This is a genomic window from Collinsella sp. TF06-26 (assembly GCF_002232035.1).
In the GTDB taxonomy this organism is placed as follows: Bacteria; Actinomycetota; Coriobacteriia; order Coriobacteriales; family Coriobacteriaceae; genus Collinsella.
Map to the genome: position 1 here is coordinate 23,843 of NZ_NKXR01000003.1, position 16,773 is coordinate 40,615.

At 60.3% G+C, this 16,773-nt stretch carries 12 protein-coding genes; 2 read left to right on the forward strand and 10 right to left on the reverse strand.

Annotated elements, in window-relative coordinates; genetic code table 11:
- Window positions 1-155: 155 nt before the first annotated feature.
- The 10 genes from CHY22_RS02635 to CHY22_RS02675 all read right to left on the reverse strand — a co-directional run bounded on the left by CHY22_RS02635 (window position 156) and on the right by CHY22_RS02675 (window position 13,187).
- Complete coding sequence (locus CHY22_RS02635) at window positions 156-4,937, reverse strand: 2-hydroxyacyl-CoA dehydratase (protein WP_089572291.1); 4,782 nt, start codon at window positions 4,935-4,937, stop codon at window positions 156-158.
- Between the two features lie 12 nt (window positions 4,938-4,949).
- Window positions 4,950-5,660 carry a TetR-like C-terminal domain-containing protein gene (locus tag CHY22_RS02640; RefSeq protein WP_089572292.1) on the reverse strand — a complete coding sequence of 237 codons (711 nt, stop codon included), beginning with the start codon at window positions 5,658-5,660 and terminating at the stop codon, window positions 4,950-4,952.
- Window positions 5,661-5,915: 255 nt separating this feature from the next.
- Window positions 5,916-6,041, reverse strand: coding sequence for a hypothetical protein (locus CHY22_RS10245; RefSeq protein ID WP_255413239.1), 126 nt, complete (start codon window positions 6,039-6,041; stop codon window positions 5,916-5,918).
- A 470-nt stretch (window positions 6,042-6,511) separates the two neighbouring features.
- Window positions 6,512-7,369, reverse strand: a complete 858-nt coding sequence (locus tag CHY22_RS02645) for an HAD family hydrolase (protein WP_089572448.1) — start codon at window positions 7,367-7,369, stop codon at window positions 6,512-6,514.
- Window positions 7,370-7,484: 115 nt separating this feature from the next.
- On the reverse strand, window positions 7,485-8,747 hold the full coding sequence (locus CHY22_RS02650; protein WP_089572294.1) for an MFS transporter: 1,263 nt from the start codon (window positions 8,745-8,747) through the stop codon (window positions 7,485-7,487).
- A 100-nt stretch (window positions 8,748-8,847) separates the two neighbouring features.
- Window positions 8,848-9,510, reverse strand: a complete 663-nt coding sequence (locus CHY22_RS02655) for a TetR/AcrR family transcriptional regulator (protein WP_158551159.1) — start codon at window positions 9,508-9,510, stop codon at window positions 8,848-8,850.
- A gap of 74 nt (window positions 9,511-9,584) precedes the next feature.
- Window positions 9,585-9,923, reverse strand: coding sequence for a P-II family nitrogen regulator (locus CHY22_RS02660; RefSeq protein ID WP_089572298.1), 339 nt, complete (start codon window positions 9,921-9,923; stop codon window positions 9,585-9,587).
- A gap of 207 nt (window positions 9,924-10,130) precedes the next feature.
- Window positions 10,131-11,408 (reverse strand): ammonium transporter, encoded by a 1,278-nt coding sequence (locus tag CHY22_RS02665; RefSeq protein ID WP_089572300.1) that lies wholly within the window; start codon window positions 11,406-11,408, stop codon window positions 10,131-10,133.
- Window positions 11,409-11,606: 198 nt separating this feature from the next.
- Window positions 11,607-12,626, reverse strand: a complete 1,020-nt coding sequence (locus tag CHY22_RS02670; RefSeq protein ID WP_233502814.1) for a putative ABC transporter permease — start codon at window positions 12,624-12,626, stop codon at window positions 11,607-11,609.
- 3 nt (window positions 12,627-12,629) lie between these two features.
- The gene (locus CHY22_RS02675; protein WP_089572302.1) at window positions 12,630-13,187 is read right to left on the reverse strand and encodes an HD domain-containing protein; all 558 of its coding nucleotides are present in this window, start codon (window positions 13,185-13,187) and stop codon (window positions 12,630-12,632) included.
- Between the two features lie 228 nt (window positions 13,188-13,415).
- On the opposite strand from CHY22_RS02675, the gene CHY22_RS02680 reads away from it, so the two are divergent.
- Window positions 13,416-15,197, forward strand: coding sequence for a 1-deoxy-D-xylulose-5-phosphate synthase (locus CHY22_RS02680; protein WP_089572304.1), 1,782 nt, complete (start codon window positions 13,416-13,418; stop codon window positions 15,195-15,197).
- 457 nt (window positions 15,198-15,654) lie between these two features.
- Window positions 15,655-16,650 carry a glutamate ABC transporter substrate-binding protein gene (locus tag CHY22_RS02685; protein ID WP_089572306.1) on the forward strand — a complete coding sequence of 332 codons (996 nt, stop codon included), beginning with the start codon at window positions 15,655-15,657 and terminating at the stop codon, window positions 16,648-16,650.
- Window positions 16,651-16,773 lie beyond the last annotated feature (123 nt).

A 16,773-nucleotide genomic window follows, 5' to 3' on the forward strand; every position in this document is an offset into this window, starting at 1 on the left:
CCACTCACCACCCACAAAACTGTGCCCCACTTCCGAAATCCGAGTCCACGAAAGGCGTCGGCAAGGCCATTTACGCAACATATGTCCAGCAAAAACGGGTGGTAGCCGGCACGGCTGCCACCCGTTTGTCTCATATCTAGCCCAAAGCAGGCCAGCTACTTCTTAATGCCGCGTCCCAGGCGCTCGGCGACCGATGCCACGGCCTCCTCGCTGGCCGGCCCGCAGCTCACGCAGCCGTCATGAGCACGCATCTGGCCGGTGACCTCGTCCATCGCGAGCGGCGCCACCTTCTCGAGCTTAAAGCCCTTACCGGCGCGCATGTTCTCCTTGGCCACACTGATCATGAGCTTAATACGGTTGAGCTGGTTGACCTCGGATGCACCGGGGTCGTAGTCCACCGCGACGATGTTGCTCTCGGGATGCTGGCGGCGCAGCTCCTTGATCACGGCCTTGCCCACCACGTGGTTGGGCAGGCAGGCGAAGGGCTGCGTGCAGATGATGTTGGGCGCGCCATGATCGATCAGGTCGAGCATCTCGGCCGTGAGCAGCCAGCCCTCGCCCATGTTGTTGCACACCGAAAGCACCGTGCGGGCCTTGTCGGCCATGGTGCCGATGCGCTCGGGTGCCTCGAAGCGGCGGGACTTTTCGAGCATTTCCTCCACCGGCGTACGCATCCAGTCCACGAGCTTGATGAGCGCCTGCATACCAGCGCGCGTGGTAGCAGAGCTTCCCAACTCGTCCTTCTGCAGCTCGGCGTTGCTCATGGAGTACAGGAAGAAGTCGAGCAGACCCGGCACCACGGCCTCGCAGCCCTCGCGCTCGATCACGTCGACCACGTGGTTGTTGGCCGTAGGGTGGAACTTGACCAAGATCTCGCCAACTACGCCCACGCGCGGCTTGGTGCCCTCGCCCACGAGCGGCATGGTGTCGAACGCGCGGATGGCCTCGCGGCACAGCTTGGTGTAGTTGTGGCGGTTGAACTTAGGCGCCAGCTTGCGAGCACGCGCCATGTACTCCTCGTAGAGTGCGTTCGCCGCACCGGGCGTGGCCTCGTACGGACGGCAGCGGTAGAGCATCTGCATCATCACGTCGCCAAAGAGCACCGCGTAGACTGCCTGCTTAAGCAGCGCCGGCGTAATCTTAAAGCCGGGGTTGTCCTCGCCGAGCGCCACAGCCGAAAGCGAGATCACCGGAATCTCAGGGTGACCGCTCTCGCGCAGGGCTTTGCGAATGAGCGCGATGTAGTTGGTAGCACGGCAGCCGCCGCCGGTCTGACTGATGACCACGGCCGTCTTGGACAGGTCGTACCGACCGCTCTCGATGGCCTCCATGATCTGGCCCGTCACCAGGATCGACGGATAGCAGATGTCATTGTTCACATAGCGCAGGCCGGCCTCGACGGCGTCGTGATCGGTCGAGGGCAGCAGCTCCAAGTTGTAGCCGGCACCGCGGAACACCTCTTTGACCAGGTCAAAGTGGATCGGCGCCATCTGCGGGCACAGAATGGTGTAGCCCTCGTCGCGCATCTGCTCGGTAAAGGGCACCTTCGGCCATGCGGTCGAAGCACTCTCGCGCTGAGCCTCAAACGTGTACTTGCGGCTCGCGAACGCGGGGGCATCCGTGGAGGGCGCCACCGGCGCGGCATCGCCCTGCTCGTAAGCCTCGCCCGCGGCCGTGGCCTCGGCCAAGCGCTCGGCCTCCTGGTCCTTGAGCGCCGCCATGAGCGAGCGGATTCGGATGCGCGCGGCGCCTAGGTTGGACACCTCGTCGATCTTGAGCACGGTGTAGATCTTACCGCTGGCTTCCAGAATCTCCTGCACCTGGTCGGTGGTCAGGGCGTCCAAGCCGCAGCCGAAGGAGTTGAGCTGGATCAGGTCCAGGTCGTTGCGCATCGTCACAAAACGAGCGACGGCGTACAGGCGGCTGTGGTACATCCACTGGTCGACGACGCGAATCGGACGCTCGGGCTTTACCAGATGCGCGAGCGAATCCTCGGTAAAGACCGCAAAGCCAAAGCTCGAGATAAGCTCGGGCAGGGCGTGGTTGATCTCGGGGTCGTTATGGTAGGGACGACCGGCGAGCACGATGCCGTGACCGCCGTGGTCCTCGACCCACTTAAGAGCCTCCTCGCCCATGGTCTGGATGTCCTCGTGGAAACGCGCATCGGCCTCAAAGGCGGCGTTGACGGCGGCATCGACCTCGGAGCGCGTGATCTTGGGCCCACGCACGCGACCGCGACCAGCCTCGGCATCGGCCACACGGTCGACGGCGAGCACCTGATACAGGCGGCGCTTGAGCTCGGTCTTGTCGTGATAGGGCACAAACGGGTATAGGAACTCGATGTTCTGCTCGCGGATCTCGTCAATATTGAGCGCCAACGCCGTGGGGTAGCTCATGACGATGGGGCAGTTGTAACAGTTGCCGGCGGTCGGATCCTCCTTGCGCTCCCAGCGCACGCACGGCATCCAGATAAAGTCGACATCGCGGTCGATAAGGTTCATCACATGGCCGTGGCTCATCTTGGCCGGATAGCACACGCTCTCGGACGGCATGGACTCGATGCCCGCCTGGTAGGTCTTCTTGCTCGACTGGTCGGACAGCTGCACGCTAAAGCCCAGACGCGTAAAGAACGCGTGCCAGAAGGGGTAGTTCTCGTACATGTTGAGCGCGCGCGGAATGCCGACGGTGCCGCGCGGGGCCTCGTCGGGGCTCAGCACCTCGCGGTTAAACAGCAACTCGTTTTTCTTTTTGAAGAGGTTGGGGGCCTCGGTCTTCTGCTTTTTGTGGCCGGCGCCCTTCTCGCAGCGGTTGCCGGTGATAAAGCGCCTGCCGCCGCCAAAGTCGTTGACGGTAAGCTGGCAGTTGTTAGAGCAACGGCCGCAGCGGACATGCTTTTGCGTCACGGTGAGGTGCGCGATATCCTCGGCCGAAAGGATGGTCGAGGTGCCGTCGGCGCCGGCGCGATCGCGGGCGAGCAGGGCCGCACCGTAGGCGCCCATGCAGCCGGCGATGTCGGGGCGCACGGCATGAACGCCCGTGAGCTGCTCAAACGCGCGCAGCGTGGCATCGGACATAAAGGTACCGCCCTGGACGATCACCTGGCTGCCGATCTCCTTGGGATCGCGCAGCTTAATGACCTTGAACAGGGCATTCTTGATGACGGAATAGGACAGGCCGGCCGCGATGTCGCCCACCGTGGCGCCTTCCTTTTGCGCTTGCTTGACGCGCGAGTTCATAAAGACCGTGCAGCGACTGCCCAGGTCGACCGGGGCCTTGGCATGAATGGCGGCGTCGGCGAACGCGCGCACATCCATGTTCATAGAGACGGCAAAGCTCTCGATAAAGCTGCCGCAGCCCGACGAGCAGGCCTCGTTGAGCATGATGTGCTCGATGACGCCGTCCTTGACGCGCAGGCACTTCATGTCCTGGCCGCCAATGTCCAGAATGAACTCGACGCCGGGCAGGAACGCCTTGGCGCCGCGCAGGTGCGCGACAGTCTCGATCTCGCCGGAATCGGCCTTGAGAGCCTCGATGAGCAGCGCCTCGCCGTAACCCGTGGTGGTCACGTGACCGATGGTGCAGCCGGCGGGGATGTGGTTGTAGAAATCGGCCATGATGACCTTGGCCGTGCCCAGGATGTCGCCGTTGTTGTTGCCGTACCAGGTGTGCAACAGCTGGCCGTCCTCGCCCACGAGCGCGGCCTTCATGGTGGTAGAACCGGCGTCGATGCCAATGAACACGCGGCCGGTGTAGCCGTCGAGCTTGCCCTTGGGGACGACTTCTTGGTCGTGGCGACCCTTGAACTCGGCAAAGTCCTCGTCGGTGGCAAAGAGCGGATCCAGGCGCTCGACCTCGGCACCCTGTGTGTCGCCCAGGCTGTCGATAGCCTCGATGAGCTGCGGGAACGTGCTGAGCTTGTTGGACTCGTGCGCCATGGCGGCGCCGCTCGCCACAAACAGGTGGGCGTTTTGGGGCACGATACGGTGCTCCTCGTCCAGGTTGAGCGTGAGGTAGAAGCGATGGCGCAGCTCGGAGAGGTACTGCAGCGGGCCGCCCAGGAAGGCAACGTTGCCACGGATGGGGCGACCGCACGCCAGACCCGAGATGGTCTGGGTCACAACGGCCTGGAAGATGGAGGCAGCCACGTCCTCGGGGCGGGCACCTTCGTTGAGCAGCGGCTGCACGTCGGTCTTGGCAAAAACGCCGCAGCGGCTGGCGATGGGATAGATGGTGGTGGCGTTGGCCGCGAGCTTGTTGAGGCCGCTCGCGTCGGTGTGCAGCAGGGTTGCCATCTGGTCGATGAACGCGCCCGTACCGCCGGCGCAGGTACCGTTCATGCGCTGCTCGATGCCGTTATCGAAGTAGATGATCTTGGCGTCCTCGCCGCCCAGCTCGATGGCGACATCGGTGGCCGGGATGAGGGTCTCGACGGCGCGTTTGCTGGCGATGACCTCCTGGACAAACTCCAAGTCGAGCCACTGGGACAGCAGCAGGCCGCCCGAGCCGGTAATGGCGCAGGTCATCTGGGCCGTCGGCAGCACGGTCGCAGCGCCCTCGAACAGGTCGCGGGCGCAGGCGCGGACGTCGGTGTGGTGGCGCTGGTACTTGGCGTAAACGATCTGGTTGTCGTCGTTGAGCACGGCGAGCTTGACGGTGGTGGAGCCCACGTCGATGCCCAGGTGCAGGTTGCCACGAGCGTTCTCGGGGTTGAAGATCGCGCCTTCGGGGGCGTGGGCGGCGGCTACGGGCTCAGTAGCGGTAGCGGGCTCGCTAGTGACGGACGCCTCCCCTGCCACGTTCTTGGCATCAGCAACAGCCTCGGCAACTTTCTCGGCAGCAGCGGTCGCAGCCTTCTGCGCAGCGTCCATCACGGCGGGCGCGGCCTCGCGTGCGGCAGCGACCACACGGTCCTTAATGCCCTCGACGAGTTTACTCATCTGTTTCTCCTCTTAGTAGTTGGACTCGACGGCTGCGGCGGTGTCGGCCGCGTCCTCGAGCTGCAAGTTCAATAGCTTCATGCCGTATTCCGGCACGTTGATATCGATGGGTTGGCCATACAGGTCACCAGGACGAACAAAAGCGAGCACCGTCATAATGCGCGCCATGGCCTCGGGCGATTCGGTGAGCCCACGCTCAAACCAGCGCTGAATCATGCCGACCTCGGCGCTCACGACGTAGGTGACGTAGTAGTCAAAGAACGTGCCCAGCGCCAGGCCCAAAATGCCCGTCTGCGCACGCGGCACTACAGCCTCACGCGCGGTGTCGATGATCCTTTTAATGAAGGCCTGGTCGCCGCCCGGACCCAGCAGCGCACCGATTAAGTCGCGGTTGGCCGCAAGATAACGCAGCAGCTCAACCGAACCGGGCGCCGGCTCGAGCTCATCGATGTTGTGATAGAGATCGGGCAGCTGAGCTGCGGTGATGAGCTCAATGCGCTCACGGATCTCGGCCAGCAAGCCGTCCTCGATTTGATTGATAAAGTCGGGAATATCGCGATAGTGCGAATAGAACGTGCGGCGCGTAAGGCCAGCACGCTCGGTGAGCGACGCGACATTAATGCGCGAAAGGTCGCCGCTTTCGGCAAGCTCGCTGGCAAGTGCCTGGCGAAGGGCACGCTGCGAGCGAAGGGACCGGCGATCGCATTTCTCGAGCTGGGACAAGCGTCCTCCTTGTTACTCAGCCTGTGCGCTATTGCACAGTGCGAGTATTATTGCACACCGTGTGCATCAACACGTAAAGGCAATATTTGGGTTGTGACAAAGGGACAGTCCCTTTGTCACATTAGGTTGCGCTCAGCTTTTAGAAGCGGCATTGTCGATTGTCCAAAATGTCATTCGTGGGTAGAATAGTGTCGACGGCAGCCCAAGTTCTGGAAAGCTGGGCAGCGCCGTTGCTTGTTTTAGGGGGTCAACGTCTTAACGGCGGCGACCCCTCTTACGTTGCTTCGAACGTTGCTTGAGTGCCTCGGAAAGTCCGATAAGCGTCGTGAGGAGCGAGACCAAAGCGGTCAGGAGCTTCACGAAATCAATCAAATCGGTCATGGGCATCACCTCCCATCAGATGGAGGGCGCTGCCCGGCACATGGAACTGCCGTCAACGATACCGATTCTATCAAAGCGCAGTTAGATATGCGAATGTTTGTTCGTATTTCAGAAGATCGGAGCTCGGGTATGGCGAAGGAACAGTTCCTTTGCCATACCCGAGCTTGTCGCCGAACTGCCACCTACATTTTCGAGTTATTCGGCCACGCTACTGGTTCTGTATAAATGCACCGCCGGGATTATCTGAGGGTTTTTGTCCTTATTTGAGCGTATACATGCCCATTTGCGCACTTACGTCACCGAATCAAACACCATTAGAGGCATGAATGTTCCCGAGAGGGCATCTTTAGCCATTTAACGTCCTCCGACAGGCCGAATAACTCGAAATTTGTTGGTGGCGAAAGCGTAATAGTCCTATACGCCAAAAGCCGGTATCTCCCATGTGACAAAGGGACAGTCCCTTTGTCACATTATTCGATGATGGTGCGGGAGTTCTGCGTGCGCATGGTGGCGAGCATGTGTTTGGGGACGGCGTGGACCATGCAGCTGCCGATAGTTGCGCTCGCGGCGACCTTGGCTGCATCGCTGCCGTTTTTGGTCGCGTAGCTGTGGCGGAAACGCTTGAGCATGGCGATGTCGTTGCCGCCGTCTCCATAGACCGCGACCTCGTCCTCGGCAATACCGTAGTAGCCCGCCAGCCAGGCCACGCTCTCGCCCTTGTTGCATGCCACGTCCGTGATCTCGAACATCACCGGATCGAACGGCGCGTTGACCACATGGTCCGAGCGCTCGGCAAGATATGCCTTAAGGTCACGCTCCAACTCGGGCGAGGTCACACGGCAGTTGATCTTGCACACATCGTGGCGCAGGATGTCACCAATCGACTGGTCGAAATACTGTTCCTCGTGATACCCGCCACGCGCACGCATGCCACGCATCACGATGCGCTTGATAGGACTGTCTTTTTTAAAGCCCGCCTGATGCATCTCGAACGAACCGCTCGAGTACATGCCATCGGGCGTGGAGCAATCAAAGCAAATGTCCGGAAACGCCTTGAGCAGTTCCTCAGTGACTTGCGGATCGATGGTCCAGGTCTTGAGCACCTCACCATGGCTGTCGCGCACGATGGACCCATTGGAGCAGCAGGCGTCAAGCGCCAGGCCCGTAAAGCCATGCTCGCCGATCGGCAACGTCGAGCGTCCAGTCGCGGGAACCACATGCAAGCCAGCCTCGGTCAGCTCGCGAATGGCGCGGCGGATAGTCCCATCTGCCTCGTGCAGGGCGTTAAGCAGCGTTCCGTCTAAGTCGCTCGCGAACATCTTGATCATGGGCATGCCCCTCCTTCGTCTGCCCGATATTGTAGACGAAGGAGAGGCATGTCCAAACAATGCCGTCCCGGCGCGGCGGGCCACTGCCTCCGCAGATTCACGGTGCCACTACGCGTTAAGACAATCGCCGCAAGCGACTTTTCAGCCGATAAAACAGCGCCATCGTCAGCGTCAGCACCGCCAGCATGGCTGCGAATACAAACGCCGGTGCCCATCGACCATATGCAACGCCGTACACCAATTGCCCAATCGGCGTTGCGCAGGAAAGGACCATGTAAACGACCGAAAGCACTTTTCCGCAGAGCTCAGTCGGCGCTGCCCGCTGAACAAACGCGGTGATTTCAACCGACGCAATGCTTGCCCACACCATGATCCATGCCGAACCAACCGCAAACACGGTGAACACGCATACATCTGCGCCGAACAGTAGCGTAACAATAATCGGTACGACTCCAAAACAGATCATCGCAACATATCGACATATGCCATTGAAAGAAAAGCGATGCGGCCAAATGCCGACCAAGCCACTGCCAGTAAGACCACCCAAGCCCAGAGCAACCTCAACTATCCCAACGCAGGACGATTGCATGCCGAGATGCTTTGTAACAATAATGGGAGCGCCAATCGTTAGCCCAACCAACGCAAGGTTCAAAACTGCCGCAAGCAAAATCACAGCGACCAATGATGCATTTTGCAACAGATACCGAATCGACTCCCGAAAATCGTTTCGGCATGTCGTACGAGTCGCGCTGTCTCCCAGCGTTTCAGATGAGGCATTTTGCTTGAGTACGCCACCAAACAACAGAGCTGAAATCGCAAACGTTACCGACGCGATTGTGCAAAGAGCATCGATGCCAAAGCACCCATAGACTGCCGTCCCGACCACAGGACCCAAGATATTGCTCACCATGGTCACCTGCGAAACCAATGCAGTGGCCCGCTCAACCTTCTTTTCACCCGCCATGCGCACCGTCTCAATTTGGAGCATTGGCTTTAGCAGCGATTGAACACCATATTGAACACAAAGTATCGCTACTACGACGACCGCAAGAGGCAACGAGCGCTTCATGGGGATAGACAGCAGTGATGCAGTCATCAGAGCAATGCCGAGGGCCACGAGGACCTCGCGATGTCTTCCCCTATCCGCCAAGATTCCGCCAGCCGGAGTTGCAAGTACGCCGGGTATGAACGCTATCGCCGCGACGACGCCATATAACGTTGACGATCCACTGCGATCGAACAAGTAAAGTGGATACGCAAAGCACAGCGCCGACAGCATCGAATACGTGCACAGCTGCGCAACCAGAAGTTCCGCGAGCCTGATTGACCGCACTGTTTTTGATTTCAACGAGACACCGACGTCTCTCAGCCCAGCCATAAGCCCACCCCCTATACATACCACTAGTATGTATTTAATGACTTGAAAAGGGCAGCCGTGGCTACCCTCACAAATCAATTACATACCGTTGGTATCTATATTACCACCCGGCGCGGTCCCATACGTCCCAAATCTGCGCCGTTGTCTGAAGCACTTCATTACCCAAATCGAGCCCCACCGCGGCAGCCATCTGCGCCAAACATTGTGCGCGAGCGAGCATTCGCTCCTTGGGCTCGAGCGGACGGAACAATGGCAGCAGCCAAAGATTCGCCAACAACGATACGGCCTCCGCCGCTTCGCGCGGGCATTCGCACGCAATGGAGCCGTCGGCGATGCCCTCCTCGATCACTGGCAAGAGACAGCCATCGGCCGACTCGTCAAATGAGCCCTGGTACTGCATCGCCAGTAGGCGCGAGCTTTTTACCGGATCTGCTGCAGGACGCATACGTGCCCATAGCTCAATTTGTGGAACAACGGACTCGGGAGCGTACAGTCGCTTGAGCTTTTGGGCTCCGGTCATATTACCGACGCCAAGCATCGAGCAGCGGCGCTCAACAATCGGAGTCATCGCCCGATCAAACGCGGCGTTGAAAATCTCTTCTTTGCTCTTGAAGTGATGATAGACAGCGCCCTTGGTCATGCCGTCGAGACGGTCAACGATATCTTGAATACTCGTCCCCTCATAACCCTGTGCGCAGAATAGCTCCAGTGCCGCGTCGAGAATCTTCGCGACCGTCTCCTCGGGATATTTATTGCGACCCATAATCCGCCCATCCGCAACGCAAGTCTTGTGCCTCATTGCAGCATTTTAACGTTGCGGATGGCAGACGGTCGATTCTACACCGCGGCCGGGCCGTGTTCGCCGGTGCGGATGCGGATGACTTCCTCGACCGGCTCGACCCAAATCTTGCCGTCGCCGACGGCACCGGTGCGAGCTGCGTTGCAGATGATCTCAACGATACCGTCGACATGCTCGTCGGCGCAGATGAGGGTGAACTGCACCTTGGGGATGGTATTGACGAGCAGTTCGTTGCCGCGCACGTATTCCTTCCAGCCATGCTGTGCACCGCAGCCCTGCACCTGGTTGATAGTCATACCGCGAACATCAGCAGCAAACAGCGCGTCTTTAAGAACCTCAAGCTTCTCCTGGCGCACGATAGCCGTGATCTTTTTCATAATGAATTCCTCTCAAAAATCAACGTATCCCTTTACATGAGACGCGGGTTTCCCAGGTGCCGCAAACCAACCTCAGAAATCAAAAAGTTCAACTGACTGGTCTTAGCAGGTTCCCCAAGTGCCGCAGATTGCCGTGAAAGAGGAGCGAAGCGTACTTAAGTACGTGAGCGACGATTGAACGGCAAGGTGCGGTGCTTGGGGAAGCTGCTAATCGAGTCCGGAGAAAGAAGGATAGGCGCTCTCGCCGTGCTGACTCGCATCCAGGCCCAGCGCCTCGTCGGCCTCGTCCACACGCAGGCTGCCGTGGAACAGTGCCTTGACCACCGCGGCGATCACCAAATCGAGCACCAGCACAATAACGACCGTCACCACAATGCCCAGAACCTGCGAGACAAGCAGCGACACGTCGCCCGTGTAGAACAGGCCGCCCTTACCGGTCCACGAGAGCTCCGGCACGCAGAACAGGCCCGTGAGCACACCGCCCAAGATGCCGCCGATACCGTGGCAACCGAACGCGTCGAGCGCATCGTCGTAGCCAAACTTGGTCTTAAGATGGCTGATGGCCAGGTAACAGACGGGCGAGACGATCAGGCCCATGACCAGCGCTGCCCACGGCTCGACAAAGCCCGCACCCGGCGTGACCACCACAAGGCCCGCAACCAGACCGGTGCTGGCACCCACCAGCGTGGGGCGACCGGTGTGCACGCGCTCGACGGCAAGCCACGAGACCATGCCCGCCGCGCTGGCCGTCACGGTGTTGAGGATGGCGAGCGCCGCCACGGCGTCGGCCTTAAACTCGCTGCCGCCGTTAAAGCCAAACCAGCCAAACCAAAGCAGGCCGGCGCCCAGCGCCACAAACGGCACGTTATGCGGACGGTAGCTCATCATGCCAAAGCCGCGACGACGGCCGAGCATTAAGCAGAGAATCAGGCCCGTGAGACCGGACGAAATGTGTACCACGTCGCCGCCGGCAAAGTCGAGCGCGCCGATGATGTCGCCGATAAAGGAACCATCGCCGCCCCAAACCATGTGGGCGAGCGGCGCATAGACCACGAGCAGCCAAATGCCCAGGAAGGCCGTCATGGCACCAAACTTAACGCGGCCTGCCAGACTGCCCGTAACGATAGCGGCGGTGATCATGGCAAACGCCATCTGGAAGGCGATGTTGATGATCTGAGGGTAGACGGCACCATCCGCAGCATTGCCCTCGGCCGCCTGCAGCACCTGGTTGAGCACCGGCAGGCACAGCAGCTGGTCAAAGCCGCCAATAAACGGGTTAGAACCGTCGCCACCGTAGGCCAGCGACCAGCCGGCAACAATCCACAGCACACCAACCAGGCCAATGGCGCCAAAGCACATAAGCATGGTGTTGATGACATTTTTGCGCCTGGACAGGCCGCCATAGAAAAACGCCAGACCCGGTGTCATTAAAAACACGAGCATGGTGCAGATGAGCATAAACGTTGTCGATCCCGTATCGTACATTCGCTCCCCCTTGGTCGCATGAACGTTGTCGGCGCTCATGATGCGGCCGAGGGCCAACTGGTGTAGACCAGATACGGCGTTGTTAAACGCTGCGTTGTCGAATGGAAACGGTGCCGCAATCTTGGAAACGGCACGGCAACGGGCGCGAAACGAACGGGAAACGTGCGAACGAGAAGGGCGCGCTTGGCTCCGCTCTGGCTAGCGCCGGAACAGCTCGCGGGCTCGGTCGCGGAGGTCGGTAGCTCGGATGACGCCTTCGTAGCGATTGATGCGCAGACGCGGGAAGGCGTTAAAGAAGCGCAGGTCACGACGGCTGAGCGACACACTCGGCACCGGACGGCTCATGCGCTTGCCGGCAAGGCGACGACTGAGCGACGGACGCGGCATGCTCGGCGCGACATCGGCAACGCGGCGGGCAGCGAGCGCCAGGCCGCGAGCACCATCCGAGATAAACGTCGGCATCGAAGCCTTCTCGCGCAGGGCATCGAGCGCCGCGTCGCCCAGCTCGGCCAGCCAAGCGTTAACGGCGCGACCGCGGATATGCGTCTGCGCCACCGAGTCGATCGCCGAATCGGGAATACGTTCGAGCATAGAGTCGGAGGCGTCGGCAAGCGACTCATTGATGCGGTCGGCAAGGTCGGCACGCACACGCTCAAGCTGATCGGACAGGCGGCGCCAGCTGGCCAACGAGCACACCGCATCGACCATCATCGCGACCGCGACGATAAAGGCGGCCAAGCGCACGATTAGCACCGGCAGATGGCCAAGCAGCCCCAGCAATGCCGGCTCCACTAAACGGCAAATACACAACGCACCCAAGCCAAACGCGCAGGCCCAGTACAGGCAGATGCGTCCGTGCAGGTTAAACGGCAGATGCGAGTAATCCCAAAACCGGGCACCCGTCGTTTTTTCCAACAGCACGCCCACACTATATTCGATCACGCTGCATACGAGCGCGGCAGCGACAAACTGGCTCGAGGCGTCTGGGATTCCACGCAGCAGCAACCAGCACGCGATGCCGCCCGCACCGTAGATGGGACAACACGGCCCTAGCAAAAAGCCGCTGTTGGCAAAGCGTCCGTGGTTGAGCATGGCGCAGACTGTCGACTCCCATACCCAGCCGCAAAAACCGTAGAAGGCAAACGAGAGTACCAGCGCCGAGAGCGGACAAGCGGCAAGCGTCGCGCCGTCAAATGCCATGCCGATCGCGGTTTCCACCGTCTACCCACTCCTCTTTTCGTTCGATTCTTTGCTCGAGCCGTCGCTCGAACCCTCGTTCAAATCGTTCGCGCCGCCTTTGCGCGGCAGACGGCCGGCAATCGTCTCGCGCAGCGCGCACCATTTATCCGCCAGGCACACAATCCATGCCTCACGACACGTCGGCGGCACCGGCACCAGCGGAAACATATGACGCACGATGATATTCCGCTCGCGCGACGTCAGCTCAAAATCTTCCTCCGCACGCGCCAGGGCAAAAAACGGATGCCGAAATCCGTGCAGTCGATGGCTCGGGTCGGGGTCATGCCAATCGTAGAGAAAGTAATCGTGTAACAGGGCCCCGCGCAGCAGCGAGGCACGGTCGACCGAAATGCCAACACGGCCCAGGTGCTCGGCAAAAGACAGGCTCGCCCGCGCCACCGAGGTCACATGCGCATAGACCGTCACGTCGCCATGCTGGATAAACTCACACGTCAGGTCCAAGCGGCCCGCCTGGGCCAGCTGACGGGCGGCATTGTCGACCTCGCGCGCGATACTCTCGGCACGAACGGTATCGGACATGCGGCCTCCTTCCAGCGGCTCTCGGCGGCAAGTCGCAGCCTGCACGCAATGAATAAAATCATCATCGAATTTACCAGTATGGCATCGGACAAAACGTTTTGCCCCACCAGTTGGCGAATTACCGCGCCGCCGTCACATATCAAACGCCAAAATGTGCGAGACTGTCTTGTGCAATTGTGCCGGCCGAGGGAGTGCCGGCGCACGATTCGCATGGAGTAACCCACAACGATGCTGCTTACGCAAACGACAACGCCCGAGGACGTCAAGGCTCTCGATCGCGCCGAGCTTCCGCTGCTCTGCGGCGAGATCCGCCACGCCATCCTCGAAAGCTCCGCCGCCGTCGGCGGGCACGTTGCCCCCAACCTGGGCGTCGTTGAGCTTACGGTTGCGCTCCATCGCGTGTTTAACTCCCCCACCGACAAAATTGTCTTTGACGTGTCGCACCAGACCTATGCCCACAAGGCGCTGACTGGGCGCGCGTACACTTATATCGACCCGGCACGCTACGGCGAGGCCTCTGGCTTTGCCAATCCCGACGAGTCCGAACACGACCTGTTCGCCATGGGCCACACCTCTACATCGGTGAGCCTGGGCTGCGGCTTGGCGCACGCTCGTGACCTGGCGGGCGATGCGTACAACGTCATCACCATCATTGGCGACGGTTCGCTTTCGGGCGGTCTGGCGTTTGAGGGCTTTAACAATGCCGCCGAGCTCGACAGCAACTTGATCATCGTCGTCAACGATAACGACCAGTCCATTGCCGAGAACCATGGCGGCCTGTATCGCAATCTGGCCGAGCTGCGCGCCAGTAACGGCACCTGTGAGCGCAACGTTTTCCGCGCGATGGGGCTCGACTACCGCTATCTGGACGCCGGCAACGATGTGTTGGCCCTCGTCGACGCGCTGCAGGAGCTGCGCGATATCGATCACCCCATCGTGCTGCACGTCTCCACCGCGAAGGGCAAGGGCTTTGAGCCGGCCCAGAGCGACCCCGAGCGCTGGCATCATGTAGGTCCGTTTGACATGGCGACTGGGCGCAAGCTCTGCCCGGGCCATCCGAGCGAGCCTGCGCCGCGCACCTATGCCGACATTACGGGCGAGGCCCTGAGCGCTGCCATAGAGCGCGATCCGCAGGTTGTGGGCATCACGGCCGCAACGCCCTACATCATGGGCTTTACGCCCGAGCTTCGCGCCGCGGCAGGCAAGCAGTTTGTTGACGTGGGCATTGCCGAGGAGCACGCCGTGACCTTTGCCACCGCGCTTGCGCGCTCGGGCGCCAAGCCAGTCTTTGGTGTGTACGGCACGTTTTTGCAGCGCGCCTACGACGAGCTGTGGCACGACCTGTGCCTCAACGACGCCCCCGCAACCATCCTGGTATTTGGCGCGTCGATCTTTGGCACCACATCCGAGACGCATCTCTCGTTCTTTGATATTTCCATGCTGGGCGGTCTTCCCAACATGCACTACTTGGCGCCGGCCTGCATGGAGGAATATCTGTCCATGCTGAGCTGGTCGCTCGACCATCGCGAGCATCCTGTGGCGATTCGCGTGCCCGGCATTGGCCTGGTAAGCCGCCCCGACTTGGCGCCTGCCGAGGACGCCGATTACGGTATCGCGCGCCACAACGTGGTGCGCCAGGGCCGCGACGTGGCCGTGCTCGCGCTCGGCGATTTCTTTGAGCTGGGCGAGCGTGTGGCAAACCGCTTGGCAGCCGAATACGGTATCGAGGCCACGCTCGTCAACCCTCGCTTTGCAACCGAGCTTGACCGCGAGTTCCTCGACAGCCTTGCCGCCGAGCATCGCGTTGTCATCACCCTCGAGGACGGCATCTTGGACGGCGGTTGGGGCGAACGCGTCGCGTGCTACTTGGCCTGCACGCCCGTGCGCACGCGCACCTTCGGCATCGCCAAGGGCTTCCCCGACCGCTACGACCCCAACGAGCTGCTCGCTCAGAACGGCATGACGGTCGAGAACATGGCCGCCGAAGCGGTACGCCTACTGAACGAGTAGAAAAACCTCCGCAAGGGAAGCACCCATGCGGAGGTTTTTATTTTCGCGACGCGATTATCTCAATCTGTAACATCTATGGCCCGAATTCCCGTCTAACTGTTACAGATCTAGACAAGACGTCTTAGTCCCTGACCTTTGTCTCAATCTGTAACAGATAGAGACCTTTTGTCCGTCCAGATGTTACAGATTGAGACATTCAAATCCCGCTGAAGAGAAAATCCAACTCTGTAACAGGTAGAGGCTATTTTCTCGTCCAACTGTTACAAATCGAGACAAAACAGTAAGGCATGCCACCACATCTGCAAGAACCACTACAAAGGTGCCTGTCCCTTTTTGGTAGGTAGAATAACCTATAAGACAAGTATGTTTCTGAGTTATTTCGTGTTGACCCATTTGAGCGGGATGGGGTATAACTCTACTCAACCGCTAGGGATTTTATTGAGAAAGGTGTTCTCCTATGAGCAAGAACCTCTCCCAGCAGGTCGTTCTCGACCGCCGCGGCTTCGTTGCCGCCACCTTCGCAACCGTCGCCGGCCTTGGTCTTGCCGGCTGCTCCGACACCAGCGCCGAGGCCGACAAGGGTTCCGCCGCCGGTTCCTCCAAGAGCTCCGAGGGTACCGAGGCTTCCACCACGCTCGACGCCAAGGCATTCGACAAGCTCGTTAACAACGGTCCCAAGGCCGATGACGATGCCATCGCCGTCAGCACCTGGGCCACGGCCGTCAAGGACGCCGGCGTCTTTAAGATCGGTGGCGTTCAGACCTCCACGCTCTTCTCCCTCCTCAACGAGAAAGACGGTCAGACCCGTGGCTTCGATGCCGGCATCGCGCAGCTCCTGTCCAACTACATTCTGGGCGAGAACAAGATCGAGATCACCCAGGTGACCTCGGACACGCGCGAGTCCGTCCTACAGAACGGCCAGGTCGACGCCGTCTTTGCCACCTACACCATCACCGACGAGCGCAAGAAGCTCGTCTCCTTTGCCGGTCCCTATTACTACACGCAGCAGGCCATCCTGGTGCTTGCCGATAACGACGACATCAAGAGCGTCGACGACCTGGCCGACAAGAACGTCGCCGTCCAGTCCGGCTCCAACGGCCCCGCCATCCTGGAGGAGTTCGCCCCCAAGGCCAGCCAGCAGGAGTTCAAGACCGACGAGGAGGCACGTCAGGCACTCCAGCAGGGCCGCGTCGATGCCTACGTCATCGACAACAACATGCAGCAGAGCGCCCTGGTCCGCGAGCCCGGCAAGTACAAGATTGCCGGCAAGCCCTTCGGCAGCAAGGAGCCCTACGGCATCGGCCTGCCGCTCGATTCCGACGGTGTCGCCTTTGTCAACGACTTCCTTAAGAAGATCGAGGATGACGGCACCTGGACCGAGCTGTGGCAGATCTGCATCGGCGACCGCACGGGCGACACCAATGTTCCCGAGCTGCCCGAGATCGGCGCCTAGGCAACGCGCCTAGTAACGGCCGCAACGAAACCATACGGAAACGCACGGTGCGCTTTATTGCGCTAAACTGTTTCCTTACTGAGTTGTCGGGGCTTCCGTACACACGGGAGCCCCTTTCCTTAT

Bases quoted from the DNA above. Each gene is read 5' to 3' on its own strand.
- CHY22_RS02635 (WP_089572291.1), bottom strand. From the start codon at position 4,937: ATGAGTAAACTCGTCGAGGGCATTAAGGACCGTGTGGTCGCTGCCGCA.
- CHY22_RS10245 (WP_255413239.1), bottom strand. From the start codon at position 6,041: ATGACCGATTTGATTGATTTCGTGAAGCTCCTGACCGCTTTGGTCTCG.
- CHY22_RS02645 (WP_089572448.1), bottom strand. From the start codon at position 7,369: ATGATCAAGATGTTCGCGAGCGACTTAGACGGAACGCTGCTTAACGCC.
- CHY22_RS02650 (WP_089572294.1), bottom strand. From the start codon at position 8,747: ATGGCTGGGCTGAGAGACGTCGGTGTCTCGTTGAAATCAAAAACAGTG.
- CHY22_RS02655 (WP_158551159.1), bottom strand. From the start codon at position 9,510: ATGGGTCGCAATAAATATCCCGAGGAGACGGTCGCGAAGATTCTCGAC.
- CHY22_RS02660 (WP_089572298.1), bottom strand. From the start codon at position 9,923: ATGAAAAAGATCACGGCTATCGTGCGCCAGGAGAAGCTTGAGGTTCTT.
- CHY22_RS02665 (WP_089572300.1), bottom strand. From the start codon at position 11,408: ATGTACGATACGGGATCGACAACGTTTATGCTCATCTGCACCATGCTC.
- CHY22_RS02675 (WP_089572302.1), bottom strand. From the start codon at position 13,187: ATGTCCGATACCGTTCGTGCCGAGAGTATCGCGCGCGAGGTCGACAAT.
- CHY22_RS02680 (WP_089572304.1), top strand. From the start codon at position 13,416: ATGCTGCTTACGCAAACGACAACGCCCGAGGACGTCAAGGCTCTCGAT.
- CHY22_RS02685 (WP_089572306.1), top strand. From the start codon at position 15,655: ATGAGCAAGAACCTCTCCCAGCAGGTCGTTCTCGACCGCCGCGGCTTC.